Raw genomic sequence first — 26940 nt, 5'->3', positions numbered from 1 at the left:
TTATCAAACCCTGAAAGTGGACTTATCGCGTCTGCTTTAGTGCCATGCCTTGTCGCCGGAACGGCAACTGGGCGGATGTCGGTATTCGGGCCCGAGATCGTCCTGTCCCTCATGCCGGAGAAAGTCCAATGACCAGAATGCTGGCCAGTGTCACCGGCGTCGACGAGGCGAAAATCGCGCTTTCGGGCGGCGTCGACATCATAGATCTGAAGGATCCGAAAGCCGGTGCCCTTGGGGCGGTAGCCTCCGAAATTATTGGCCAGGCCACCTCGTTCATCGCCGGCCGGGCGCCGATCAGCGCGGTCTGCGGCGATCTGCCGATGGAACCCGAGACGATCCGCGCCAAGGCCGAAGAGATCGCTGCGACCGGCGCCGATTACGTCAAGATAGGCTTCTTTCCGTCGGCAAATGCCGTCGCTTGTGCAGAGGCGCTCGCGCCGCTCGCCGCGCGAACGAAGCTGATCGCCGTGCTTTTCGCCGATCTGGCGCCGGATTTCGAGCTTTTGCCGGTGTTTGCCAAACATCGCTTCCATGGCGCCATGGTCGACACTGCGAACAAGGCTAACGGGCGGCTGCTCGACCATCTGCCGCCCGAGCGTATCCCGGGGTTCATCGATCGAGCCAAATCGCTTGGTCTGATGGTTGGCCTGAGCGGATCGCTGGAAGCCCCCGACATTCCGCGCCTGTTGCCTTTCGCTCCCGATTTTCTCGGCTTTCGCGGGGCGCTGTGCGGCCACGCCGGCCGCGCAGGTTCGATCAGCGCCGAGGCGGTTTCGCAGATCCGCGAATTGGTCCCGGAGGAATCCCGGGCCGGCGGGCCGTCGAGCGTCGACTACCGCCTGCTGGCGGCGAGGGGCTATTCGCCGGGCACCGACCCGACATTGGGCACGGACAAGATATTCGTGCGGGACTTTGTCCTGCCGGTCCAGATCGGCGCTTACAGCTTCGAGCACGGCCATACACAGAAGGTGCGTTTCGACGTGACCGCCGACGTGCTGCAAGTCACCGACCATCCCGAAGACATGCGCCATGTGTTCTCCTACGACATCATCATGGACGGCATTCGCACCATCGTCGCGCGAGGCCACATCCAGCTTAGCGAGGCCTTGGCCGAGCAGGTGGCGACGTACATTCTGGAGAACCCGCGGGTCGTGCGCGTCACGGTAAGAGTGGAAAAACTCGAACTCGGCCCAGGCGGCGTCGGCGTCGAGATCGAACGCAAACGCCAAGCGGCAGGCCGCGGCGTTGCCTCCGGCCCTGCCGGCCGAAAAGAGCAAAGCGCTGTTTCCCAGCCGCGACAGGAAAGGCCTGAGGTCATCAGGCCAACCATTGTCAAGCTCGGCGGCAGCACGGCGCGTGCGGCGGAAATGGAGAACTGGATCGCGGCGCTGGCAAGCTCCAAGCTGCCGATCGTGATCGTGCCCGGCGGCGGGCAGTTTGCCGACCAGGTGCGAGAGAGCCAGATTTACATGGATTTTTCCGATACCGCTGCCCACGCCATGGCGATCCTCGCCATGGAGCAGTTCGGCCAAATCATCCTCGATCGGCATGAAAGGCTGGTGCCGGCACGGTCGCTGGAAGAAATGGTGCAAGCGTGGGCTGCGGGGAAGGTCCCGGTGTGGCTACCGTCGTCATTGGCTCTGCCGGCGCCGGACATTCCGGCTTCCTGGGACATGACTTCCGATTCCCTTGCCGCCTGGCTTGCCGGCAAGCTCGGTGCGAAGGCGCTGCTGCTGATCAAGCAAACCGGCGCATTCTTCGGCAGCGATACGATCGACAGCCTGAGGGCCAGAGGCATCGTCGATGCCGGCTTTGCCGCCATGCTGCCCGACGGTGTCGATGTCCATCTCGCCGGTCCGAAAGATGCTGCCGAGGCCGGGGCCCTGCTCGCGACGGGCAATCTGCCCGGCATCGCGATCGCGCCCCCGATCCGGCCGGCAAGAAAAGCAGGGTAGGCGATGGCGAAGCTGCATACGCCGCGCTGGGCATGGGTTCTGACCGGTTCCGGTCATTTTTTTACGGAGAGCTTCGCACTCATTCACCAGCTCGAGCATTGTGATGTCTTCGTGTCGAAAGCCGCCAACGAAGTGCTGCGCATGTACAAGCTCAAGCTCGATTTCCCGGAGACGACGCGCGTTCTGCACGACAAGACGGCGAGCGCGATCCCGGTCGGCGAATTCTATCACGGCGTCTATCACACGGTCGTGGTGGCGCCGGCCAGTTCCAATACGGTCGCCAAATGCGTGCACGGCATTTCCGACACGCTCGCTACCAATGTCTTTGCCCAGGCGGGAAAATGCCGGGTGCCGGCCATCGTCTTTGCCTGCGACACCGCGCCGGAGCTCGAAACCATGGCGCCGCACGGTCTGGTCAAGGTCTATCCGCGCAGCATCGACCTGGAGAATACCAGACAATTGAAGAGCTTCGAGCGGACCCAGGTGGTCGAGTCGCTCGCCGAACTCGAAGCCTCGGTCAGACGGCGCCACGCCGAACTCGCAAGCCATGGCTGAGCGGCTGGCCTTTCTTACCGGTCATCTGGCCAAGGTCCGGCTGGAAAGGCTGCTGACCGGACTGGGCGAAACCGAATTTGCGTGGGAGATCATCGACATTGGCGTCAAGGTCGCGGCGCTGATGAGCGAAGACATCATCAAGCGGCGGCTCACCCTGACGGGCGGCGCCGACCGCGTCATCCTGCCCGGCCGCTATCGGGGGGACATCGAGCATCTGTCGAACCATTTCGGCGTGCCGTTTGTGCGCGGTCCCGACGAGATCGCCGATCTGCCGGGCTTTCTCGGCCGGGCGGGCGAGCCGCCCGACCTTTCGCGTCACGACATGCGCATCTTCGCCGAAATCGTCGATGCGCCGATGCTGTCGGTCGAGGCGCTGGTGGCGAGGGCACGGACGCTGGCTGCAGCCGGCGCCGACGTCATCGATCTCGGCTGCCTGCCGGAGACGCCGTTTCCATTGCTGGAAAAGGCCGTGCTCGAGCTGAAGGCACAGGGGTTTCTGGTCAGTGTCGATTCGGCCAGCACGGACGAACTTTCGATCGGCGCACGCGCCGGAGCGGACTATCTTCTCAGCCTCGATGAGAACACGCTGCCTTTGGCCTTCGACCACAAGGCTGTACCAGTGTTGATCCCGTCCACGCCCGGCGACCTGGATTCGCTCGGCCGGGCCATCGACGCGGCGCAAAAGGCCGGTGTCGCCTTCATCGCCGATCCCGTGCTTGACCCGATCCATTTCGGCTTTGCCGCCTCACTTGCGCGCTTCATCGAGGCGCGCCGCCGCTGGCCCGAGGTCGAACTGCTGATGGGCACCGGCAATCTCACCGAATTGACCGACGCCGACAGTTCCGGGGTTACCGCCGTTCTGGCCGGGCTCTGCTCGGAACTTCAGATCCGGAACGTGCTTGCCGTGCATGTCAGCCCGCACACGCTGCGAACGATCGAGGAGCACGATATTGCCCGCCGCATCCTGTTTGCCGCGAAGAACGACGGTGCGCTGCCGCGGAGTTACCATCCAGGGCTCCTGCAGATTCACGACCGCAAGCCCTTCACGGCCTCCACCGGGGATATCGATGCATTGGCGACCGAGGTACGCGACGCCAATTTCCGCATCATGACCGCGGAAGACGGCATCCATGTCTTCAACAGTAACGGGCATGCGGTTGCCACGGATGCGTTCGAACTCTTTGCCGGGCTTGGCGTTGAGTCCGATGGCGCGCACGCGTTCTATCTCGGCGCGGAGCTGATGAAGGCCGAGATCGCGTGGCGCCTCGGCAAGCGCTATGTGCAGGACGAGCCGCTCGCATGGGGCGTGGCCGCGCCGGCTCCCGAAACCGATCGCACCCGCCTTGCGGAAGCGGGCCACACGCTTCGCGCGAAGAAAGAGCGCTAAACCATGCCCTATATCAGCGAAACGATCATCACCACTGTCAACAAGACCGGCGACATTCATATCGCGCCGATCGGCATCATCGCCGAGAAGGACGGCTGGGTCATCGCGCCGTTCCGGCCGTCGGTGACGCTCGACAATCTCGCCGAAGTGCCGTTCGCCATCGCCAATTACACCGACGACGTGCGTATCTTTGCCGGCTGCCTGACCGGCCGCAAGGATTGGCCAACGGTTGCGGTCGACGGGTTTGCGGTGCCGCGGCTCGAGGCGGCGCTCGCGCATTCGGTCCTCGAAGTCGAAAGTGTCGATGACGACGCTATGCGACCTCGCCATTTCTGCCGCGTGGTGCGGGAGGAAACGCATGCGCCGTTCACCGGCCTCAACCGCGCCAAGGCGGCGGTGCTGGAACTGGCCATACTGGTCAGCCGGCTCGGCATGCTGCCGCGCGACAAGATCGAGGCGGAAATCGCCTACCTTTCGATCGCTGTCGAAAAGACCGCAGGCGAGGGGGAAAAGGAAGCCTGGGGCTGGCTGATGCAGCGCGTCGGCGACCACCTCGCGGCCGAGGATGCCAGCGGCGAGGATGCGCGCGGCTGAACGGGGTATGCTGAACCAGGGTAAGCGTCCGGGCTGACGCGTTTTAGCATGATACACGGTGGCGCTGTTCTCAAACGGCGGTGTTCGACCCCTTGCGGTCATTGAGCCCGGTATGCACGATGACCGGAGTGGGGCCGTGAGGAGACCGTCCGGTCTCGTGCGCGATGCTAGTGAAGCGGACATAAGCTTGGATCAGGCGCACGGTAGGTTCCGACTCCTTTTGGCCATTCATTCAAGCAGCAGTGCTTTCGGCTTTTCCTGATTGCCCCAAAGCTGCCGTTCATTTATCCCCGTCCCCTAAGCGGTCCCTGATGGGCGGCAGGCAAGCCTAAGACGAAAAGGCCTCTAATTCAGGGGGCTTATGCTGTCGCGTCGGCCAGGCCGCATCTTCGCGGGTCATAGAGGCACGTTTTGGGTCGCACGTCTGGACTTTTGTCGGAAGATACATCTGAATTAGGGCCGTCCGCTCGATCACCTTGTTCCGCGAGCGTGTTAGCAAGAGGAATGCAAAACCTCGCCAATCTTTCGACCACTGGCCAGTCCGAGTTCATAGACCTCGATCGCACGCTGCGTGACATCCCGGTCGGCGAGAACCTGACGGACGAGCTCGACCTGCAGAGGCGCATGGGTTCGGGCGCTTCGAGCACCTGGGCCGAGCTCTGCCCGGAAATGCGGGTGGTAGTATTGGCCGAGGCGGGAGCCGGAAAGACCTGGGAGATCCGCAATCTCGCCGGCCGCCTCCGCCACGAAGGCAAGGTGGCGTTCTTCATCCGCCTGGAGTTGCTGGCGGAGAATTTCGAGCTCGCGTTCGAGCCGGAGCAGTATCCGGATTTCGAGGCGTGGCTGGCCGGCCAGGAAGAAGCCTGGCTGCTCCTCGACTCCGTGGACGAGGCACGGTTGCGCCATCCTGGCGATTTCGGGATCGCGATCCGAAAGTTCGCCAGCGTGCTGGGTGCGGCGAAGGCCCGCGCCCACATCGTGCTGACCAGCCGCATCAGCGCCTGGCGACCTGCCACCGACCTGGGCCTGTGCGTCGAGCTGCTGCCGCATCCTTCACCGGACACCAATACACGGACGAACGAGAGCGGCGATGCGTTGGACGGCGACACTGTCCGGACGGAGCGTGTCCGAGGCGGCGTCACATCCGGGTACCGAGTGGTCGCCCTCGAGGACCTAGGCGACGACCAGGTCAGCCGCTTTGTCGCCGCCCGCGGGGTCGAAAATCCTGCAGCGTTCGTCGATGCCGTAGAACGCGCCGATGCCAAGGGCTTCGCGGGACGGCCCCAGGATTTGGACGAGCTGGTCGATTTCTGGCGTGTGAATGGCAGGATAGGCTCGCGGTGGGAGATCCTGACGGCCAGCATTGACCGCCGGCTGGAGGAGCGCGATCAGAACCGGGCCGATGTCAACGCCCTGTCGCCCGAGAAGGCCAGGTTGGGTGCACAGGCCCTGGCAGCTGCCGTGACGCTGACCGGGTTGCCGGTCATTCGGGTGCCCGATGGTGCGGACACCACCGATGGCGTTGCCATCTCCACCGTTCTCCCGCAGTGGACTGATGCCGAAGCGGGGGTGCTGCTGCAACGCCCCGTGTTTGACGGCGCCATCTACGGAACGGTCCGGTTCCATCACCGGTCGGTTCGTGAATTCCTGGCGGCGCAATGGTTCGCCGACCGCCTCGGGCAGGCGCCGTCGCGCCTTGGCCTGGAACAGCTGTTCTTTCGCCGCCAGTACGGGATCGAGGTGCTGTCGTCGATGCTGCGCCCGGTGCTGCCTTGGCTCATGCTGATGGATGAAGGCATCCGCCGGCGGGTGCTGGCCTTGGCGCCGGAGGTGGTCTTCGAAGGCGGGGACCCGAGCCGCTTGCCTTTGGCCGATCGCAAGAGGATCCTGGCCGACGTTTGCGAGCAACTTTCCAAGCACACGTCTAGACGCTCGGTGGAGGACTACTCGGCGGTACAACGATTCGCAAAAGAGGACATTGCGGACGAGATTCGGGTGCTGCTGCAGCGCTATGCGGACGATCCGGAAGTTGCGCCCTTCCTGCTCAGGATGGTCTGGCTCGGACAGCTTCGCGACCTCGCCCCCGAAGTCATCAAACTGGCCAGCGATCCCGCCGATGCCGGCTATCGCCGGCTGACGGCTTTCCGCGCCCTCAATGCGATCGGGACGGAACTCGAAATCGACGCAGTGCGCCAGGCGGTCCTGGCGGAGCCCGATCTCGACCGGCGGCTACTGTCCGAGTTGATCTCGGGCTTGCCCGGCACACCGGCGAGCGTCACCTGGTTGCTCGCGGCAATCGGCCGTGCGGCGCCGAAAAAGGAGCACGCCGTCGATCATCTGTCGCATGAGCTTGCCGCCTATGTGGAGCGGAGTCCGGTCATCGACCCGGCCCTAGTAGTCGGCCTGGAGGCGCTGCTGGGCACCGCGCCGATGCTCAGCAACCTGAGTAACCAGGTCTCGCAGCGCTTCGAGTGGGTGCTGGTCGCGGCCTCGCGGGCGGTGGATCGGCTGATCCAGGAGCGTGACACCATCGTGCTGACGCCTGCCGCTCACAGCATCATCCGCCGTGTGAGCACCGCCCGCAGCTACCAGAGCGACGTACTGTCGGGGGAGAAGGAGACGTTCGCCGAACTCGTTCCGGCGTGGCCGGAGCTCAACCGGGCGCAGTTCTGGCATGATGTCGAGCAATTGCGGGGCCACCAGGCCGCAAAGGGCGGGCGGCGGGTCGTCGACTGGTGGCGGCCGGCAAACTACGGTGCGGCCTGGAAGTTCGGCGCCGACGATTTCGATCATACGGTCGAGGCGATGACGTCGAAGCCGGTGCTGGACGATCAACTCGTTGCCCTGACGCTGGCCTTCCATCTCTACCAGAACAATGGTCGCCCGCGGCACTGGCTGACGGCTATGAAGCGAGCTGCAGCAGATGGGGAAGTGGCGGATAGGCTGCAGGCGCTGTTGCACCCGGTGGCCGATCCGGAGATGCGCAAACTGAAGGCCCAACAGCGGCGATGGACGCGCCGCGACAAGGAGCGCCGGGCGGCCGAGGCGAGAGAGCTCAGGGAGTCTCGCGACAATCTCAATGCGCATCTCGAACAGTTGCGTACCGAGCTCAGCTCTCACCCGGAGCGGGCTGGCCAGCTGAACGCGATCCGTTACCTTTTCGACCGCACCCGAGACGACCAGCACCAGAACCACTGGTCGAGCTATGACTGGCGTGGTCTGGCCGCGGACTTCGGGGACGACCTGGCGCGGCTGTTCAGGGACGCGGCGCAGAGTTTCTGGCGCCTCAACCGGCCGACGCTCCGGTCTGAAGGGGCGCCGGCCAATGAAACGGCGTTCGCCACCATCCTGGGCCTTGCCGGCCTCGCTATCGAGACGCGAGAAACGCCTTCGATCCTCAAAACTCTGAGTCCAGATGAGGTTGAGATCGCGTCGCGGCACGCGGTGTTCGAGCTCAACGGCTTCCCGACCTGGTTTCCCACGCTTCACGAGCACCATCGCGAGGCAGTGACGGCCTTCCTGTTTGCCCAGATCCGGTATGAACTGACCGGGGCTGTCGCTGAAAACCGGGGCAACGACGTCCTCGGCGACGTGAGCTGGTCGGGCCAATGGGCCTGGGACGATCTGAGTCCGATGCTGATCGAGCTGCTGCACGAGCATGAGCCGGCGGATAGCGGCGCCTTGAGCAAGGTGCTGAGGATCGTGAGGGGCGCTAGCGGCCCCGATGCGGCCATCGCCGCCCTGGCGCGGCCGAAAAGCCAGAGCGTGGCGGAGGTTTCACACCTTGGACAGTGGTTCGCGGCGTGGATGGGCGTGGAGCCGGACGCGGCGATCCCGGCCTTCGCTGGCCACCTTGCGGCGCTCCCGGCCAAGCAGGCGACCGAACTAGCGATGCACACGGCGGTTGCCTTGTTCGGAGGGGACTTCCACGCCGGACCGGTGGCCCGGTCGGCCTTTATGCAGCCCCGATCGCTGCGCCGGCTCTATGGCATCCTGCACCAGTACATTCGGCGGGCCGACGATATTCACCGCGCCGGTTCGGGAGTCTACAGCCCCGGATTGCGCGACCATGCCCAAGAGGCCCGCGACAACATCCTCGATCGGTTGCGCGACCAGCCCGGAAAGGAGGCGCTGCTGGCGCTCCGCGAGATCGCGACCTCGCAACCGGGCCGGGAATGGCTCTCGGGACTGCTGCGCAGCAAGGCCGAGCGCGAAGGCGACTTCGAACCCTTCGAGCCCCAGGACATGCTCTATCTGGGCGAGCACTTCGAACGCCGCCCCCGGAGCGCCCGCCAGCTCGGCGACACCGCGAGACTGCGCCTGCTGCAGTTGAAGGAGGCGGCCGAGGACAGCCGATCGCTCGATGCCGGGGTGCTGGACATTGCCGATGCGCAAGCTGTGCGGGAGCTGGTGCAGGCCCGGCTGGAGGCCCAGTCCGACAACGCCTACAGCGTGGCTGCGCCGGCCGGGCCACCGCCTTCGCCTTCGCTGCTGCTATCCGGCATAGGGTATGCAGCCGCCCAGCCGCTCGTTACCGGCACGTCCGAGGACACGCCGGCCGTGTCCTGGATAGACACTCTTGAGGCCGGAAACACGTCGCACCGCGGCGTGCTTGCCGTGTTCCTTCTGGCCCGGTCGAAGCGATGGCGCTGGCCGTGGTCGCCGCCCCCGACTCTGGAGGAGACCGTTGCGGCCGCTCGGGCGCAGTGGGAGGCCAAGGAAGACCAGGTGCCCACGCTCGATGACATTGAGGTGATCGGCATCGACCTGACCCGGATTCCGCCGGTGCAGGGCAAGAAGGATATCTGGGACCGCATCTTCGATTTTCTCCGCTGGCGTTGGGGCACGACCCTGCTGCGGCTGGGGACGATGATCGCGACCGCCGGCGTCACGGCTATCACCGGCGTATTCCAAGTCGTTGTCGAATGGGCCCTCGATAGATACCTGGGCATTCAGCTCGACATCCCCGAGATCGCGGGGTGGATCGGCTGGGCGCTGTTGGCGATCGGCATCGGCGTCGCCTTGCTTGGTGCCGCTGATCAGCGCAAGGGGCGATAGGCATGCCGATCTTCGATCCAATTGGCCGCGTCGACCTGGAGCCTGTAGACCACCTTGTCGGCGGGTTCGACTACGTGAATGTGTCTGACGGGCCGATGCGGCTCGGGTTCGCGCGTCGGACCTAGATTACCGCTTCACTGAGTTCCGTCAGAGGCTGGTCGGAGGTGAGTCCGCTTTTGGCGCAAGCATACGCTTGAGATTAACTGTCGGAAATGACCGCTTCACACCCCCAAGCTGATATCGCCTTCGAGAAAGCAGACTGTCCGCTTTCAGGAACTTGCGATAGTTGGACGAACGGCTGGAAAGGGGCGCGAACCGGACACGCGCCGAGCGGGTGCCGAACGTCAGCTTTCCACCCTGCGACCCTGCGCGCGGTCCGATTTTGGATGCACTGGTACGGGTTGAGATCTTTCAAGCCGGGCAGTATCTCATCTCCCGGATTGATCGGATGGCCATGATATAGCGCCTACAATTGAGATCCCGCCAACAGCGCCACCGCTGACGCGGGTGCCACGCTGCTCGCTTCGCCGCGAACGGCGTCATCTGCGGGGATGATCTCGGCGAAATCGACGAAGCGGCGTTCCATGCGTTCGGCCAGCCGCCTGATCTGCCAGCGGCCGGTTCCGGCGCCGACGATCGGCACATCCCGAGCCAGGGGCCCGGCAACAAGGGATGCTGCGTCGTGGATCTTGCGCAATTGCTGCTCGCTGAACCAGCGCGCGATTTCACGCCATTCCGGCTGTGTCAGGTCGGCGGCGTCGCGCCCGATCATGCGCGCCAGCCGCGCGATCGAACCGTCGACCGTTTTTTCCTTGCCGTCGGCGGTAGAGTGCCTGTCGTCCTTCTCGTCGAGCACCCCCAGGATCCGGTGCGCGTCGGCGATCGAGGCGAAATACTCGTTCATCAGCGGTGTCAGCCTGCCGCGGACGGGGGCCGACGAGGCCACACCGAACAGGAACGTCCTGCTGAAGCCGGTGTAGACCAGTTCGCCGGTCAGCAGCCGTCCGGCATCGGTGTAGCCGTCATTGGCGACGGCGCCATTCTTGACGGCGATAATGTCGGTGGTGGTGGAGCCCATATCGACGAACAGGGCATCGCCGGCGAGTTTGGCCACCAGCGACGCTGTCGCGTGCCAGTTGGCGGAGGCGACATCGATGCTCAGCCGCGCTGCCTGCTCGACCCCGACAAAGCCAAACGGCCCAGCATAGATCAGTTTTTCGCCGGGGAAACGGCTTGAAATTTCATCCAGCAGAGCTGCGACGCCGGCATCGCGGGACGGAAAGATGTCAGCCAGTTCGCCGGTCATGGTGAATGCGTTGAGATCGGCGCCCGCATAAATCGGAGCCGTTTCCTCGAATGCCGAGGTCAGCTTGTCGAGCCCGAGCCAAAGCGGCGTGGCGATCGTTACGGCCTCGACGATGCGGCCGTCTTCCGCGCGCGTCACCTTCAGATGCGCGCCGCCGATATCGAAGCCGGCAACGATGCTCTTTCTTTTTTCCACACTTCAAGCTTTCATCACAAGGGACAGTTGGTTAGCGAGAAAAAGCGTTGCGTATCATTCCGGTTCTCGACCTGAAAGGCGGCGAAGTGGTCCGCGCCCAGCAAGGAAAACGCGATCGCTACAGGCCGATCGTCACGCCGCTCAGCCAAAGCTCCGATGTCGTCGCGGTCACTGAGGGCCTCCGCGGGCTTTACCCTTTTCCGACCTTCTATATCGCCGATCTGGATGCCATCGAAGGCGGTACGCCAAACAGTGGCGCGCTCGCCCGGCTGAAGGCGATGGCGGAGCCGCCGGAGCTTTGGGTCGATGCCGGCATCGCCGACGAGAAAACCCTTTCGGCAGCACTTGCCGAACCCTGTCGTCTTTACCCGGTCCTGGGTTCCGAATCGCAGCAAGACGACGCGCTGTTCCGGCGTTTTTGCGATCATCCAGACCTTATCCTGTCGCTGGATTTCTTCGACGACGGGTTTCGCGGTCCGGCATCATTTCTCGACGAGCCGGAGCTTTGGCCGCAAAAGGTGATCGTCATGACACTGGCCAAGGTCGGCTCCGCCTCCGGTCCCGATTTCACGCGGCTCGAGGCGATCAAGGCAAAGGCTGGAAGCCGCTCCGTGATCGCGGCCGGCGGGGTGCGCAACGAGGCTGACATTCGCGCCCTTTCGTCACTCGGTATCACTGCTGCGCTGGTCGCGACCTCGCTGCACGACGGCACGCTCACGCCCGAACACCTCGCGACGCTTGGCGCCTGACATTCGCGTAACCTCGAACTCTGCCTCGGAAACTGTGCCTCAGATTAAGAGCGGCGAACTCTCAAGTCGATCGTGTCGCCGCTCTATCTCTTTGCTGGAGCATCGGATTTCCCAAAAACGATTCCCGACCCTCGGGTCAGGCCTGAGGGCAGGCTTTGGGTCCGATGCTCTAAAGGCCCAGTAGCTTTTTCAGGCGGCGCAACAGACCATCCGGCTCAGCGGAGGGTTTTGCCTGTGCGGGGCTGTCTCTTGTCTAAGCCGCGAACGGGTGCTTCACCTGGTCCCGCTTATCCGTGGCTTCGGCGGCCGTCGGCGTTCCCGAGACGGCGCGTTGGATGGCTTCCTTTGTCGCTTCGTAATTGTACTTCTGGATCTTGGCGTCGTCCGCCGCGTCCCAGTGGATGAAAACGCCGACGCAGATGAACAGATCGTCCGCCTCGCTGGCAGGAATGATCCCCTCGGCGACGCTATCCTGCACTGCCTTTGCGACCGCATGCTGGGCCGGGCCGAACATCTGCACGGCCTGCTTGGCGCCCTTGATCGTGACCTTATTGAACATCACGGTGTTGGGCTTGCACTGAAGATTGGGCGCGATCACCGCCAAAAGGGAGGTAAAGCCGTCCTTGTTGTTGGTAAGCGCGTTGCAAAATGCCGTTTCGACCGCGCTCCCCCGCGGGCCGATGAGCAGGTCGACATGCGCCACTTCGTTGCCGTCTCCTACCAGCGATTCACCGACCATTACTTTCGAGATCTTTGCCATGCCAATTTTCCTCCAAGACACAGTTATGGTGTCCAAAGACGCCGCAAACCGAGCGAGCGCTCGATGGACAGCTATCCTTGTTGGCAGCGCCCGGACATCCGGACCGGTTGGCTGGATAGCCGCGGAAGCCCAGCTTCCGCTCCTGAAAGTCAACCACCAACGTTGCGATTATGCAAGCTGAACGCCGAGGAGGTGGACTAAAAGAGTAGCCACGGTCAGGTCGGCCGAGGTGCCGGGGTTGACCTTGTCCGCCTTCAGCCGGCGGTCGAGTTCCATGAGCCGACGAATGCGTGACGCTTCGTCGTCGTTGGCATGGAGCGCCGCCTGAACGGCAAGGGCTTCTTGCCGCGCCTGATTTGCGGCTTCAGCGCCATGGTTGCGCATCACATGACTGTCGGGGAAGCCGGCGAGAAACGCCATATAGGCGAACACCGTCGGCCACATGCCGCCTTCCCCGCGTGCCAGCGCCGCTTCCAGAGCCGCAAGCCCGACGCCGAACACGTCGCCGAAACAGGTAACATACTGGCGGGCGATCATGTCACGGTCGGCCGCCTCCCGCATGGCTTCGAGCAGATGAACCTTAGGCGTTTGCCGCACATCGTTCGCGGCCTCTCCAAGGCCGCCCGGCGCGGCGGCGACGATCGCCTCGAACACCGCCCTGGTATCGTCCATGCTCATCGCGTGCAGCACCGCGTCGAGATTGTCGTGCAGTCGATTGTCGTGCAGTGGGGCGCCCGTCATTTCGGCGGCGCATAGCAGGGGCCCTGCCAGAAGGATGATACCGAGGTTGGTGTTGGTCGCGACCGCTTGACGTGTCGCGCGGACGGCTTCCAGCATACGCTGTCCGACCGGCAGGCGAGGATCGGTCAGCGGCCCCGACGAGACCTCTGCGCTCATCATGAACTGAGCGGCGGACATGCCGTGCCCGTCGGCGAACAGGTGGACGTTGCCCGGTTTCAGCGCCTCGATCTCCATCCGGCAGGCGTCCTTGTAGGCAACCCGGAGGCGTTCTCGCGAAAGCGCCATGCTACCGGCTCGTCACGAATTCGCCGGCGCGGTGAGGCGGTAGGGGCGCGCCGCCGCCCCCTCTGGGCGATCAGCTCGGCGATCGGCCAGGAATTTCAGCAGGGCGTCGGCAATCGCATCGGCGATGTTCACCGCGACGACCGATTGAAGCCCGGACCAGGCGGGCATGCTGTTGACCTCCAGCACGAACAGCTTGCCGTCGGCCGCCGGCACGATATCGACGCCGGCGAAATCCGCTGACATAGCGGCGGCGGCGGCTCTTGCCAGCGCCGCCAGTTCGGTTTCGCCGTGCCCCGAGACTTGCTCGGGCACCGCCCCGCGGTTGATGTTGGTGATCCAGTCGTCGCCACGCCGGCTCATCATCGCCAGGACTTCGCCGGCGCAGACGAAAACGCGAAAATCGCGGAAAGGAGGCCCGGGACGCGGCACGTAATGCTGGAGATAGTAGACGCTGTTCACCTCCTCGTCGGCGGGGAGATCGGACAATGTTTCGATCAGCCTGATGCCGCGGCCCTGCGCGCCGAAAAGCGGCTTCAGCACCAGCGGCGTGAACGGCAGTTCGCGTTCGGCGATCGCTTCGGCCATGGCACGTCCCTCGACCGCGAATGTCGGCGGCGTCGGCAGGCCGGCATTCTTCAGGAGGAAGGTCGTCATCGACTTGTCGACGCAGCGTTCTATCGCCTGCGCGGAGTTCCACACCGGAATGGAAAGCTTGGCGAATGCGTGCAGCACACCGAGGCGCCGGGTGACCGCTTCGAACGATCCGGCGGCGATCGAACGGACCAGCACGGCATCGGGCAGCGCGCCGTCGAAGCCGGGGATCGACAGTCCGCTCGGGCTGCCGGTGTCGAACGCGATCGCCGCCAGCGGCACGGTTGCGACAACGGCGCCCCGCCTGTCCAGCCTTGCCGCCAGGCCTTTGGCGCGAGCGTCCGAATTGTCGCTGACGATCAGGATGCGGGGGATCATGTCACGCTCCGGATACCGGTATACCGAAAGCGCGAGCGAGCGGCCCGGCAGGCGGATGACAGACGAATCCATTGCACCGCCATGGTCTAACCGAGGCTCCGTTCGAGCATCCGCAGATCACGCTCGCCGGCGCGAAACGTGTCGCCGGTCTCGATCGCCGTGACGATCACTTCGGCCGGGCTGAACAGCAGCGGATCGATGGCATAGAAATCACCCTTGAACCGCTTGAAAACCTCGGCGAACGGGTGGCCGTGGTCCCGAGAGGCGCGGCTCGGCAGTCGCTCCGCGAGCTCCCTGGCGTCTTTCGCCGAGCCTTTTACGAAGAGCTGAACGCTGCCGCCATAGATGATGGCGTCGTTGGTTCTGCCCATGGCGGTCAGGAAATCCGGATGGGGGGCGGGGATAGGCGCAGTGCCGATGCCGTCGATGATATTCTCCAGCGGAAACTTGAGATCGTTGCTCTTGTGCAAGGCGACCTCGAGCGCGCGCGCAACGATCTGCACGCTGCCCGCAAGGCTTTGTGTCGGCGCGTAGAGGAAGGTGAGCTTTTCGGTTGGCAATCCGGTCGCCTTGCCGACCTTCTCGACGATCGCTTGGGGCGGCGGTTCGGCCGTCTCCAGGATAAGCACGGCGGATGACGCGGTGTCGCGATAGGAAAGCGCTTCGAACAGCGGCTCGACGCGGGCGAGCGCCCGCGCCGGTCCCGATCCCATGGCGAAATAGCCCTGGCTCGACAGGTTCCAGCCCGCATACTGGCTGCCCAGGCAGGCAAGCACCGGCTGCGAGGACCGCACTTCGATGGTCAACGGCCATTTCTCCGACGCGCGGTCCATGCAGACCGAAATGCTGCCGAGCCCGCCCATCGCGGCTTCCGCCATGCGCAGCCCGGCCTCGACGCCGCCGGTGGCCTTGGCGCCGGCATCGATCAGGCACTCGCCCAATGGCCCCCTGGAAACGGCGATACGCAGGCGTTCGGCGTTGCCGATCATGCCGTCGATGATGCGCTGCGCATTGTCGTTCAGGAATGCCGAACCGTCTTTCATGTCCGGTCTCCTTCCCATTGGTGTTGCAATCGGCTGGCTTGTCCCTTGATGAGCCGCCTGGTCAAATTGGCGCTCGGACCGCGCGCGAAGATGGTGCAGACAGGGTCGCCGGCAATCAGACGGGTGCCGGGCGACTGATGGTCCGCAGTCCATTCAGGCCAGGCAATCGATGGAAACTGGGCGATCGGCGCCGCGGCGTAGGTCACCATCGATGCCATCGAATCGATGAAGCGCGGCAGGCGGTAGGCCTTGCCTGCGGCGGCGCGCAAATGCGCTTCGATCAGGGGCGCGTCGGCATCGTCGAAAATGTCGAGCGTGGCGCCTGGCCTCGGATTGATCTCGATGAGCTTGTAGCCATCCGGTCCGCGAATGAGATCGGCGCTGCACAATCCGACCAGGCCGGCGCGGCGCGCCAGACCTGAAAGCCAGCCGCGGATCATCGCCGCCTGCCTGCGATCGAAGCGTCGCAACCGCACGGCGCCGCCATAGCGGTAGGGCGCTGCCGGGGCGGGGGACGCCCATTGTTGGCTGAAGCCGACGATATCAGCGGTTCGGCCGTCGCCGACGAACAGAGCCGAGATGCTGCAGCCGGCAACGAAACGCTGGAAATAGCGGCCGCCAGGAGCCTGACACTGTAATATCGGGGTTTCTCCGGTGGCCCGTCTGATATGCGTGCCGCCGGCGCCGCCCGCGGTCTTGACCACCCAGTTCTCCGGATCGGGCGGCCGGTCCCATCGGAATTCCGGATGCGGGATGCCGAGTTCGGCGCAATCGGCGGCCAGCATTTGCGGGTCTTTGATCCTGCGGATCGCGGCGCCACTATTGCCGGCGAGCGGAAAATGGCGCGCGACCTCGTCTACTGTCTCCGTCATCCGCTCGAAGCCCGAGCCCAGGACGATGGCGACCGGCCGGTCGTCTCCAGCCAGTTGCCGAAGCGTCTCGACGATGCGCTCCCCGTTGATGCCGCCTTGCAGATCACCCGGCAGCAACGTCGCGCGTTCGGCGAGCGCGACCGTGTCCGTGTCGCAAAAGAAATCGGCGACCAGCGGACGATAGCCGGCGCGGCGCGCAGCGGCAGCCAGCGCCCGGCCTGAAATCGCCGCGATCAGGAGGGATCCGGCGTTACTTGGCAATCTCGCGTGCAAGGGAAAATGCTTCCTGGAAATCGAGCGTGATGGTTTTTTCGGATTCGATCATTCTTTTGAAGAGGCCGAATTCGACCTTGTATTTCACGTTGCCGATGGCAAGCGGACCAATGCCGACAGCTTTTGCCGCTTCGAGCGGATCGCTATTGGCGTTGACGGCCACGCCTTCGATGCCGGCCGGCGGAACCGCATTGACGTCGGCGGCAATGAGCAGGCCGTCGCCTTTCAACTGGGCTTTCGAGACCACCTGGACGCCGGCCTTGGCGCAAGCCAGGATCACCTCGCTCGCCTCGACCAGCTTCGTCTTCCGGGCCTCGCTCGATCCGTCGGCCGCATCGACGGCGATCTTGAATCGGTTTTTGATCTCGGCCGCGATCTGCTCGACCCTTTCGATGCCGTCATGGCCCACCAGCGTGACCCGGGCGCCTTCCCTGGCCGCGATGACGGCGGTGCAGAAGCCGACGACGCCGGTGGCGCCGAAAACGGCGATCCTGGTGTCTTTCAGCCCGCGCTCGAATTTCTTCTCCAGCGCTTTTTCGACCTTGGCCACCATCGCCGCGGCCGTGGTGAACGAGCCAGCCGGATCGGCGAATACCGAAACCTGGAAAGGCGGCACCATCGCCTTTCGCGCTGCATCGAACATATCGAGCGCCAGCGAGGCATCCTTGCCGGCGATGAAGATGCCGGTATCGACCCCCGCATCGGGCGGGCGCGAAAAGATCGCGTCCTGCACGAGGCCTGTCACCTCGCCGAGGCTTACATCGACATAGGGAACGACGGCGTCGAAGCCTGCATCGAGCGCCATGTTCACGTCGAAAGGGCTCATGTGCTTCAACGGCGTCAGCATGTGCAGGATATGTTTGCGGGCCATTTCTCGCCTTTCTTCTTGAACCTGATCGTTGCCGAACCGTCAGCTGCCGACGAGATCAAGTTTGGTCGAACTGATCTTCGCGCCGGAATTCCTGCCCTTGACGATCCTGATCCCGATGCCGTGCTCAACTGTCTGCTGAACCGCGCTGACGAACCTGACCGCGGCGTCTTGCGATGGGGCGAAGGCAAACCCTGTTGGTCCCCACGAGCTCTGGCCGATGCCGACGGCGCCTGCTTCATTGAGAGCATGGGCCACCCTCTCGACCCGCTTGGAGGTGAAAACGCCGCCTTGCGCCGGGGCGAAATGGGTGCCGATCAGCATCTGGATCGCGGCGACGGCGGCGCCGAAGGCTGGAAGGTCGTGCTCGACCAGAGCCGGCATCATGCCCATCAGCACCCGCCGGCAGATCTCGCCGCTGCCGGATGCCGGGAAGGGCGGCAGCGAGCGAAACGCCGCGATCTCGGCATCGCCATGCAGTCCATGCCCGGCATGGTCGAGGATCAGGATGACGCGCCACTCTTCCGGAAACGGCAATCGCGCCACGACCGGCGGCGGCCTGCCGCTGTCGTCCTTGCCGGCGTCGACAATGACACCACCGCTTTCGAAACTGGCGATGCCGATGCCGGATCGGCCGCCCCGATCGAGCAGGGTCGCGTCGCCGCCGATATCGAGAGGCAGTTGGTGGAGCGTGCGCAGCGCCGAGGCGACGGCAAGGGCGATCTGCGTGCCGGAGCCGAGGCCGGCATGGCTCGGGATCGACTGCTCGACCGCCAGCCGGTGCTGACCGCGAACGCCGAGATGGCTGCAGAGCGTCGACAAATGTTCGCCGGCGCGACGGCTCTCGGGGCCTTCGACGATGGTCTCGCTGGATCGAGACAGGGTGACGACGGTTTCGGGTTCGCTCAGAGGTAGCCCGACGCTGCCAAAGCGACGTCCGGTATCACCATTGAGATCGAGGAAGCCAAGGTGCAGGCGGGAGGGCACTCGTATGGTGACAGAATTCGACATCTACCCTCCGATGGGTGCATCATAGACGCATCATGGAAGTTTAGGTGCCCGTCGCCATGATAGCTGTTTTCGTAGAAGGGGCAAGCCGGAGAGAGTGCATTCGTTTTATCTTCTTTGGCCCCGGCGCGAAAACGGACCGGGCCATTCGCGGAGGTCGAGATGAGCGAGACAGCTAAGGAAAAGGTCTATTCGGAAGCCGAGATCGCCGACCGGCTCGAGAAGGAGCTGCCGAAATGGCGCTACGAGAACGGCTGGATCCGGCGCAAATACAAGACCCACAGCTGGAAATCGACACTGATGGTGATCAACACGGTCGGCCATCTCGCCGAGGCGGCGTGGCACCATCCCGACATCACGGCGTCCTATGCCTGGGTCGAGGTGCGCCTGATGAACCATGCAGCGAAGGGCATCACCGACAAAGACTTCGAGCTGGCCAAAAAGATCGAGGATGTTGTCCAGTGGCAGCCGGCCAAGGAAGGCGGCGCGCTGGAAGGCACTCCGCCGACCGATCAGCGCTTCGCTTACATCAAATATGATTAAGCGCGGTCGGAATTTGTTGATGGCGTATGAAAACATTCGCTAATCTGCTGGCAGGCGGGGTTCACGGCCGATCCAGTTTCGTCTAGGATCGGGCCGGCACCAGAAAGTAGCGTAGTGAATGGCGGTTGCTTGGATCGGCAACCGGGAAACGCTGGTCGAGCGCGCGGCTGCACATGCCGCTGCGTTGTTGGGGTCGAGCCGGTGCCCGGTTTTCAGCTTGGATACGGATATACACGGCACCAGGGCGGCGATCGCGCTGGCTGAGCGGGTTGGCGCGGCATACGATCATGCCGATGGCGCGGCAGTTTCCCGGGAGACCGCGCTTTTTACCGACAAAGGCGCGATGACCGTCGCGCCCGGCGAGACGCGCCGGCGCGCCGATGTCGTGGTGATCGTGGGCGAACTCCCGCAAATCCATCATGAATTTGTCGGCGAGCTCTCGGCCACGGTTCCCGATCTCTCGGCCCCCGATCTCACAGGCAAGAATCAACGTGAAATCTTTCTGGTCGGGTCGAACGGGGCGTCTGCGCCGCCGTTGAGCAACGGGCGGACGGCGACGCTCCTCTCCTGCGGCGAGGCAAGCCTCGGCGCGACGCTGGCGGCGCTGAGGACGCAGTGCAGGGGGCGTCAGACTTCGCAGCCGGTGTCGAACTTCGACGATTTCGCCAAAGCCCTGGAGGCTGCGCATTTTCCAGTCTTCCTGTTTTCAGGCGACGCAACCGAAGGGCTGGCGCTGGAGATGCTGCAAGGACTGATCGCCGATCTCAACCGCAAATCACGCGCATCCGGCCTTCATCTGCCGGCGCGCGAAAACGGATGGGGAAGCGCGCTCGCCTCGACCTGGATGGCGGGTTTTCCGCTGCGCACGGGCTTTGCGCGCGGCTTCCCGGAATTCGATCCCTGGCGTTACGATGTCGCGCGCATGATCGCTGCCGGCGAAGCCGACCTGCACCTGCGGATCTCCTCCTCAATTGTCCAGCCGCAGAAGAAAAGGAACCGCATGGCGCTGATCGCGTTGGCGAAAACGCAGAAGCCGGTCGCGGGCGCTGCGGTCACCATCGCCATCGGCGAAGCGGGCGTCGATCACGAGGCGGTGGTCTATTCCAGCCGCACCGGTTCGCTAAGGTCGATCGATGCGCGAGCGGCGTCCGAACTGCCCTCCGCTGCGACTGTCATCCGCCTGGTCGCCAGTCATGTCTCCGCCGAGGCCGCGTTGCCATGCTGACGAAAATTGCGGGCGGCGACATCATCGATCCGGTCAACGGTCGTCTCGGCAAGGGCGACCTCTGGATCAGGGACGATAAGATCGTTGCGGCGCCGGCGGGGGGCGCTGCCGACCGGACCATCGACGCTGCCGGCTGCGTCGTGATGGCGGGCGCCATCGACATCCATTCCCACATCGGTGGCGGCAATGTGAACACGGCACGGCTGCTCCTGCCCGAGCAGCATGCCGCGCATCAGGCGCGGCCGGCGACGACGCCGCTCTCCAATGCCGGCTGGTCGACCTTCCAGACCGGCTGCCTCTACGCCAAGATGGGTTTCACCACGGTCGTCGAGCCGGCTATGTCGCCGGGAGCGGCACTTCACACCCATCTCGAATTGGCCGACATCCCGATCATCGACAAGGCGACGCTCGCCATTCTCGGCAACGACGATTTCCTGCTGTCGATGATCCGCGACGACGCTTCGTCTCAAATGATCGAGGACTATGTCGCCTGGACAGTCGCCTCGACACGGGCGCTTGGGGTCAAAGTGATCAACGCCGGCGCGGCGGCGGCCTTCAAGGAAAACGTCCGCACCTTCTCGCTGGACGATGTGGTGCCTTCCTATGGCGTCAGCTCGCGCAAGATCGTCAAGACGCTGCAGGCCGCCGTCGACAGCCTTGGCGTCCCGCATCCTTTGCATGTCCATTGCAACAATCTGGGCAGCCCCGGATCGGCGGATACGGCGGCCGCGACGATCGCGGCGGCGGAAGGGTTGCCGCTGCACCTCGCCCATCTCCAGTTCTATGGCTACGGCACGGAAGGCAAGCGCAGGTTTTCCTCGGCCGCGGCGCGTCTCGCCGAACTGGTCAACGCGACGCCGGAGGTTACCATCGATATCGGCCAGGTGATGTTCGGCCAGACGGTCACCGTCTCCTCCGACGTCATGCGGCAGTTTTCGGCGCGTGGCAGTGCGAGCCCGAAGAAATCCGTCATCCATGACGGCGATGGCAATGGCGGCGGCATCGTGCCCTACAGCTATGGCAAGGATTTCTATGGCGCGATGCAGTGGGCGATCGGGCTCGAGCTTTTTCTCCTGATCGACGATCCCTGGCGTGTCTTCTTCACCACCGATCATCCGAACGGCGCGCCGTTTACCGTCTACCCGGCTCTGTTCGAGCTGCTGATGAGCAGGGAAGCACGCACCGAAATGATTGCCGGACTTCCAAAATCCGCCATGGCGCTCTCCACCCTGGCTGCAATCGATCGCGAATACACGTTCGAGGAAATTGCCATCATGACGCGCGCCGCCCCAGCCAAGCTGCTCGGGCTGACGGATCGGGGCCATCTCGGGCCCGGCGCCATAGCCGACATCGCTGTTTACCGCAGGGACGGGAATGTCGCGAAAATGCTGGGGCAGGCGGCATACGTCTTCAAGGATGGCGATCTCGTCGTGCAAGACGGAGAAATCACCCATTACCGTTGGGGCAAGGCGCTCAGGCTCAATCCGTCGCCGGACAAGGCGATGGTGCGGCGTCTGGAGGACTATCACCAGCAGCGCTACGGCCTGTCGCTGGACTGGTTCAATTTCCCGGATTCCGCGATCGCGCGCGAACAGCCATTCGGCGAGGTTTCATGCCGAACGTGAGTGTAAATGGCATAGTGATCGACGATACCTTTGCCGAGGCTTTCGGCATGCGCGCGACCGCCATCGTCATCACCGCGCCGAACCGGAAATGGGCTCGCCAGGCGGCGGTCACCATGACCGGCTTTGCCACCTCGGTGATCGGCTGCGGCTGCGAAGCGGCAATCGATGTCGAACTGCCGCCATCGACCACACCGGATGGCCGGCCCGGCTGCCGCGTGATGATCTTCGCGATGGGAACCGACGAACTGCAGAAACAACTGCTCAATCGCGTCGGCCAGTGTGTCTTGACCTCGCCGGGGTCCGCCTGCTTCGCCGGACTGGAGGGCAGCGCCGAGTTGAAGCTCGGTTCGGCGCTGCGTTATTTTGGCGACGGCTGGCAGATCTCCAAGAAAATCGGCGGCCGGCATTTTTGGCGCGTTCCCGTCATGGATGGCGAATTCCTGTGCGAAGCAACGACCGGGCTGACGAAGGATGCCGTCGGCGGCGGCAATTTCTTCGTCATGGCTGAAAGCAGCGCCAAGGCCTTGGTTGCCGCAGAGGCCGCGGTCGCCGCGATAGGCCTGGTGCCCGGCGCGATCGTGCCGTTTCCGGGCGGCATTGCCCGTTCGGGTTCCAAGATCGGCGGTAAATACAAGGGCATGATCGCCTCGGCCAACGAAGCCTACGCGCCGACGCTGCGCGGTGTCGTCAGAAGTGAGCTCGGTCCCGACATCAACGCCGTCCTGGAAATCGTCATCGATGGCGAGACCAACGACGCCGTTGCCGCCGCGATGAAGGCCGGCATCAAGGCCGTCATCGGGCTTGGGCCGAAGAAAGGCGCGGTTCGCATAAGCGCCGGCAACTACGGCGGCAAGCTCGGAAAATTCATCTATTCGCTGAAGGATATGCTGCCATGAGGGCACTGACCTTCACCCTAGTCGCCGAGCCGCCCGAGCGCCTCGACCTGTCGCCGCTGACGCCGGAGCGGCTTGCCGGGATCGAAAGGCGCGATATCGAAAGAATCCAGATCGGCATGTCGAAGCATGGATCGCAGGTCGGCGATATTTTTCGCGTCGCCGGCAACGATGCGCTGGACATCGTGTTCGAAGGTGGAAGCGCGCGCCTCGACCGCGTGGCGGAAGGCATGCGGGGCGGTTCGGTTCGCATTGTCGGCAATGCAGGCGCCCAGGCCGGGCGCGCCATGCGCGGCGGCAAGCTGACGATCGAAGGCAATGCGGGTCCACATGCCGGCTCCGGAATGCGCGGCGGCAGGATTGAAATAACAGGCAACGCCGGCGATCACCTTGGCGCGCCGCTCGCCGGGGAGCTTGCCGGCATGAATGGCGGCGTGCTGATCGTCAGGGGCAAAGCGGGCGCTTTTGCCGCCGACCGCATGCGGCGCGGCCTGATCGCGGTGCTGAAGGGCTCAGGCGACAATGCCGGCAGCCGCATGATCGCCGGCACGCTGGTGGTGGCCGGCGGCACCGGCGAAATGCCCGGCTATCTGATGCGTCGCGGCTCGATCCTGCTCGATCGCGTGCCGAAAAGCCTGTCGCCGAGCTTCGTCGAATGCGGCGCGCCGGAGAGCGTTTTTGCCGCCATCGTCGATCGCCATCTGATCGCCGAGGGTATTTTGAAACGGCCGCTTCTGGGCAATGCGCCGCAAAAATATGGCGGCGACAACGCGGTGCTTGGAATGGGTGAGGTTCTTTTCCCTCGCTGAGGCGTGTTGATTACGCAAATGCCTTCAGCGCCATGCTCCAGCCGACATCCGCAAATTGCGGCTGCATGTTCCGGTTGAATAGCTGATTTTCTTCCCGCGAGATATTTTCGCGCAGCGTTTGGCTTTGCGACGTTTTGGAAGAAACCACACCACTCCACAACCTAATCCAATGCCGCCTTATTGGGCAATGAGGCTATCTCGGCGTTTCTCCAGCAGAACGTTTTCGCGTCAATATGCCCAAAATATCAACATTGTAAGGCAATTGCGCTTTTTTGGCGCAGTATCAGCAGCGCACAGTAGAATCCGTGTTGCCAAGTGGAGAGTTTTGGCTAACGTAAGAAAAACCACAAAACCACATAATGAAAAAAGGGGAACGACATATGACCGAGTCAAGCAGGCGTGATTTCATGAAGGGCATGGCGGCGTTCGGAGCGGGCGCCGGTCTTATGGTGATCAACCCGGAATTCCTGGTCTCTGGCGCGGCTGCGCAGGCGGGCAAGCAACTGGTCTTCCTGTCGGCCGAGAACATCACCGGCAACTGGGATCCGACGGCCCACACGACGCTGTCGCAGAAGAACATCGAGGGTTTCGTCATGGGGTTCCTGACGCGCACGCCGATGCGCGTCGAAAATCCCGACGAGGTCATCTACGAGCTCGCCACAAAGATCACCTTGCTTGAGCCGACCAAGCTTGAGATCAAGCTGCGTGAAGGGGTGAAGTTCCACGACGGAAAGCCGTTCAAGGCGGAAGACGTCAAGGCGACCTTCGAATACGGCTCGCAGCCCGACCGGCCGGCGCAATGGTATCCAGGCCCGACTGAGACGCTGACGATCACGACGCCGGACGACTATACGGTGATCGTCGACACATCGAAGGGCGGCTATCCGGCGCATCTGTTCATCTTCCTCGCCTCCTACCTGCCGATGCTGTCGGCAACCGACATCGCCGCCGGGCCGAGCGGGCCGCTTTCGCAGCGCCTGAACGGCACCGGGCCTTACAAGTTCGTCGAGCAGCGAGGCAACGACACGGTGTTGGAAGCCTACCCGGGCTACTTCCTCGGGGCGCCGGCCATCCCCGGCATCAGCTTCAATTTCGTCGGCGACTCGACCACCCGCATGCTGTCGCTGATGAACGGCCAGGCGTCCATCGTGGAGCGGCTCGAACCGGAGCAGGTGGCAACCCTCAAAGGTAACGAGAATGTGGCGATCAGCAGCGTGGTCTCGGTCGAGAACAAATATCTGTGGTTCCGCTGTTCCAAGCCGCCCTTCGACGATCCCCGCGTGCGCATGGCAGCCTGTCACGCGATCGACCGGTCCATGCTGCTCGAAATCCTCGGCGAAGCCGGCCATGCCTCGGCGAATTATGTCTCGCCGGTGAAGTTCGGCTATGTCGACTTGCCCAATTATCCCGAATACAGCCCGGAGAAATGCCAGGCTCTGCTCGCCGAAGCAGGCTTCCCGAAGGGGCAGGGCCTGCCCGAACTCGAATACATCACCTCGGTCGGGTTCTATCCCAAGACCAAGGAGTATGGCGAGGTGATCACTGCCATGCTGCAGGAGCAGGGGTTCCCCGTCACGCTGTCGGTGCTGGAGATCGCGGCATGGAATGAGCGTCTCTACGACCGTCCCGGCGGCGGTCCGGGCCATATGGTCGACTGCGGCTGGTCGACCGGATCGCCAGAGCCGGACCTCGTGCTGCGCACGCATTTCCATTCCTCGTCCAAGCGCATCACCGGCATCGTCGATCCCGAACTGGACGCCTCACTCGACAAGGAGCGCAGCGCGGCGTCGCTCGAGGAGCGCAAACAGATCCTCCAGACCGAGACGATGCCGATGATTGCCGCGAAAGTGCCGTCGTTCTCCCTGTTCACTTCCGTCATGATCCACGCGATGGACAAGTCTCTCACGGGGCTCTTCATCTATCCGGACGGTTCGATGGATGCGTCGAAGGGGGCGTTCGCCTGATTGGCGTCAGCCGCGGCGCGGGAGAAACAAACCCGGGCCGTGACAGCCGTCGAAGCGCAGCCCTGTCTTGCCTTCTCCCCTTGTGGGAGAAGGTGGATTGGCGCGCAGCGCCAAGACGGTTGAGGGGTGCTGGCCGGAGCGCTGTTGGTACCAAGCTGGAACACCCTCATCCGACCGAGCTTCGCTCGGCCACCTTCTCCCACAAGGGGAGAAGGAGAGCCGGCAACCAGTCCTCGGGCTTCGTCCGCCGCAGGAGATGGAATGTTCATCATTAGCTTTCTTGTCCGCCGCCTGGCCCAGGGTGCGCTGATCATTTTTCTTGTAACGCTGCTGATATTCACCTTGCTTCGTGTCGTTCCGGGCGATCCCGTCCGGTTGATGGCGGGCGGAATGGCGCCCGAGGCGTTGATCGAGCAGATCGCCAAGGAGATGGGGCTTCGCGACCCGGTGCTGGTTCAGTTCGGGCGCTATATGAGCGGCGTCGTCAGGGGCGACCTCGGCCAGTCGTTCGTTCGGCCGGCCAGCGGCGCCTCGACCGGCGGATCTAGTTTCGGGGATGCCACGCGCGGCGAGCGCGCCGACGTGCTCACCCTTATCGGCGAGACCCTGCCGATGACGCTGCAGCTCGCCTTTCTGGCGATCGTGTTCGCGATGCTCTTTTCGTTCCTGATCGGCATCCCGGCCGGATTGTCTCCTGGACGATGGCCGGACAGGGTCGCCTTTTACGTGTCGTCGATCTTCATATCCCTGCCGGGTTTCTGGCTCGGCATCGTGCTTGCGCTGCTGCTGTCCGTGAAGCTCGGCTGGCTGCCGGCGATCGGCTACAAGGGCTTTGCCTACACTATCCTGCCGGCGATCGTCTTGGCTGTCGAACTTTCGCCAGTTCTGATCCGGACGCTAACCGGCTCGATTTCCTCGGCAATGATGATGCCGTTCATTGCCGTCGGCCGCGTGCGCGGGCTCAGCCAGCGTCGGATCATCTTCGCGCACGCGCTGCGCAATGCCTCGGTTCCGCTGCTCAACCTTCTCGGCATCCAGATCAGCGGCCTGCTCGGCGGCGTGCTCGTGATCGAATTCATCTTCGATTATCCCGGACTGGGGCTTCTGACCATCAACGCCGTGCTGCAGCGCGACTTTCCCCTGATTCAGGGCATCGCGATCGTCACCAGCGCCATCTTCGTCCTGATCAACATCGCGGTCGATCTGGTCGCAACGCTGATCGATCCGAGACTGGAATACTGATGAGCGTCGTGCAAACCCATC

At 63.7% G+C, this 26940-nt stretch carries 21 protein-coding genes; 13 read left to right on the top strand and 8 right to left on the bottom strand.

Features of this window, described 5'->3' with window-relative positions; genetic code table 11:
* Nucleotides 1-128: 128 nt before the first annotated feature.
* From RPG13_RS27710 to RPG13_RS27690, 5 genes are all read left to right on the top strand, one after another.
* Nucleotides 129-1955, top strand: a complete 1827-nt coding sequence (locus tag RPG13_RS27710; protein WP_337126526.1) for a (5-formylfuran-3-yl)methyl phosphate synthase — start codon at nt 129-131, stop codon at nt 1953-1955.
* Between the two features lie 3 nt (nt 1956-1958).
* The gene (locus RPG13_RS27705; RefSeq protein WP_127205810.1) at nt 1959-2510 is read left to right on the top strand and encodes a flavoprotein; all 552 of its coding nucleotides are present in this window, start codon (nt 1959-1961) and stop codon (nt 2508-2510) included.
* Nucleotides 2503-3897, top strand: a complete 1395-nt coding sequence (locus RPG13_RS27700) for a DUF6513 domain-containing protein (protein WP_337126525.1) — start codon at nt 2503-2505, stop codon at nt 3895-3897. The genes RPG13_RS27705 and RPG13_RS27700 overlap by 8 nt, the downstream gene beginning before the upstream one ends.
* Before the next feature lie 3 nt (nt 3898-3900).
* The gene (locus tag RPG13_RS27695; protein ID WP_337126524.1) at nt 3901-4491 is read left to right on the top strand and encodes a DUF447 domain-containing protein; all 591 of its coding nucleotides are present in this window, start codon (nt 3901-3903) and stop codon (nt 4489-4491) included.
* A gap of 504 nt (nt 4492-4995) precedes the next feature.
* Nucleotides 4996-9549 carry a hypothetical protein gene (locus tag RPG13_RS27690; protein ID WP_337126523.1) on the top strand — a complete coding sequence of 1518 codons (4554 nt, stop codon included), beginning with the start codon at nt 4996-4998 and terminating at the stop codon, nt 9547-9549.
* 466 nt (nt 9550-10015) lie between these two features.
* On the opposite strand, the gene RPG13_RS27685 is transcribed toward RPG13_RS27690, so the two are convergent.
* A complete protein-coding gene (locus RPG13_RS27685; RefSeq protein WP_337126522.1) occupies nt 10016-11050 on the bottom strand; it encodes a hydantoinase/oxoprolinase family protein in 1035 nt (344 codons plus the stop codon).
* A 47-nt stretch (nt 11051-11097) separates the two neighbouring features.
* On the opposite strand from RPG13_RS27685, the gene RPG13_RS27680 reads away from it, so the two are divergent.
* Nucleotides 11098-11799 (top strand): HisA/HisF-related TIM barrel protein, encoded by a 702-nt coding sequence (locus tag RPG13_RS27680; RefSeq protein WP_337126521.1) that lies wholly within the window; start codon nt 11098-11100, stop codon nt 11797-11799.
* Nucleotides 11800-12052: 253 nt separating this feature from the next.
* Here RPG13_RS27680 and fae read toward each other — a convergent pair whose 3' ends face one another.
* The 7 genes from fae to RPG13_RS27645 all read right to left on the bottom strand — a co-directional run bounded on the left by fae (nt 12053) and on the right by RPG13_RS27645 (nt 18621).
* Nucleotides 12053-12559 carry a formaldehyde-activating enzyme gene (gene fae / locus RPG13_RS27675; protein WP_127205802.1) on the bottom strand — a complete coding sequence of 169 codons (507 nt, stop codon included), beginning with the start codon at nt 12557-12559 and terminating at the stop codon, nt 12053-12055.
* Between the two features lie 168 nt (nt 12560-12727).
* Nucleotides 12728-13534: a triphosphoribosyl-dephospho-CoA synthase gene (locus RPG13_RS27670; protein WP_337126520.1), complete on the bottom strand. Its 807-nt coding sequence runs from the start codon at nt 13532-13534 to the stop codon at nt 12728-12730.
* 63 nt (nt 13535-13597) lie between these two features.
* On the bottom strand, nt 13598-14554 hold the full coding sequence (locus tag RPG13_RS27665; protein WP_442921399.1) for an ATP-grasp domain-containing protein: 957 nt from the start codon (nt 14552-14554) through the stop codon (nt 13598-13600).
* Between the two features lie 86 nt (nt 14555-14640).
* On the bottom strand, nt 14641-15597 hold the full coding sequence (gene mch / locus RPG13_RS27660; protein WP_095489035.1) for a methenyltetrahydromethanopterin cyclohydrolase: 957 nt from the start codon (nt 15595-15597) through the stop codon (nt 14641-14643).
* Complete coding sequence (locus tag RPG13_RS27655; protein ID WP_337126518.1) at nt 15594-16742, bottom strand: ATP-grasp domain-containing protein; 1149 nt, start codon at nt 16740-16742, stop codon at nt 15594-15596. Before RPG13_RS27655 ends, mch begins: the two co-directional genes overlap by 4 nt.
* Entirely contained in the window at nt 16720-17613 is an 894-nt protein-coding gene (locus RPG13_RS27650) for an NAD(P)-dependent methylenetetrahydromethanopterin dehydrogenase (protein WP_292220433.1), read from the bottom strand. The genes RPG13_RS27655 and RPG13_RS27650 overlap by 23 nt, the downstream gene beginning before the upstream one ends.
* A 39-nt stretch (nt 17614-17652) precedes the next feature.
* A complete protein-coding gene (locus RPG13_RS27645) occupies nt 17653-18621 on the bottom strand; it encodes a beta-ribofuranosylaminobenzene 5'-phosphate synthase family protein (protein WP_292706108.1) in 969 nt (322 codons plus the stop codon).
* A gap of 159 nt (nt 18622-18780) precedes the next feature.
* On the opposite strand from RPG13_RS27645, the gene RPG13_RS27640 reads away from it, so the two are divergent.
* The 7 genes from RPG13_RS27640 (at nt 18781) to RPG13_RS27610 (ending at nt 26919) form a co-directional block, all read left to right on the top strand.
* Nucleotides 18781-19161, top strand: coding sequence for a 4a-hydroxytetrahydrobiopterin dehydratase (locus RPG13_RS27640; protein WP_095489038.1), 381 nt, complete (start codon nt 18781-18783; stop codon nt 19159-19161).
* Nucleotides 19162-19279: 118 nt separating this feature from the next.
* A complete protein-coding gene (locus RPG13_RS27635) occupies nt 19280-20386 on the top strand; it encodes a tungsten formylmethanofuran dehydrogenase (protein WP_126105438.1) in 1107 nt (368 codons plus the stop codon).
* Entirely contained in the window at nt 20380-22011 is a 1632-nt protein-coding gene (locus RPG13_RS27630) for a formylmethanofuran dehydrogenase subunit A (RefSeq protein ID WP_292711468.1), read from the top strand. The genes RPG13_RS27635 and RPG13_RS27630 overlap by 7 nt, the downstream gene beginning before the upstream one ends.
* Complete coding sequence (fhcD, locus tag RPG13_RS27625) at nt 21999-22907, top strand: formylmethanofuran--tetrahydromethanopterin N-formyltransferase (RefSeq protein WP_337126517.1); 909 nt, start codon at nt 21999-22001, stop codon at nt 22905-22907. Before RPG13_RS27630 ends, fhcD begins: the two co-directional genes overlap by 13 nt.
* Nucleotides 22904-23713 carry a formylmethanofuran dehydrogenase subunit C gene (locus RPG13_RS27620; RefSeq protein WP_337126515.1) on the top strand — a complete coding sequence of 270 codons (810 nt, stop codon included), beginning with the start codon at nt 22904-22906 and terminating at the stop codon, nt 23711-23713. The genes fhcD and RPG13_RS27620 overlap by 4 nt, the downstream gene beginning before the upstream one ends.
* A gap of 380 nt (nt 23714-24093) precedes the next feature.
* Nucleotides 24094-25677 (top strand): ABC transporter substrate-binding protein, encoded by a 1584-nt coding sequence (locus RPG13_RS27615; RefSeq protein ID WP_337126513.1) that lies wholly within the window; start codon nt 24094-24096, stop codon nt 25675-25677.
* A 261-nt stretch (nt 25678-25938) separates the two neighbouring features.
* The gene (locus tag RPG13_RS27610) at nt 25939-26919 is read left to right on the top strand and encodes an ABC transporter permease (protein ID WP_126105440.1); all 981 of its coding nucleotides are present in this window, start codon (nt 25939-25941) and stop codon (nt 26917-26919) included.
* Nucleotides 26920-26940 lie beyond the last annotated feature (21 nt).

It is taken from the genome of Mesorhizobium sp. ISC15, assembly GCF_037162615.1.
Lineage (GTDB): Bacteria > Pseudomonadota > Alphaproteobacteria > Rhizobiales > Rhizobiaceae > Mesorhizobium > Mesorhizobium mediterraneum.
This window is presented reverse-complemented; position numbering and strand designations above follow the sequence as displayed.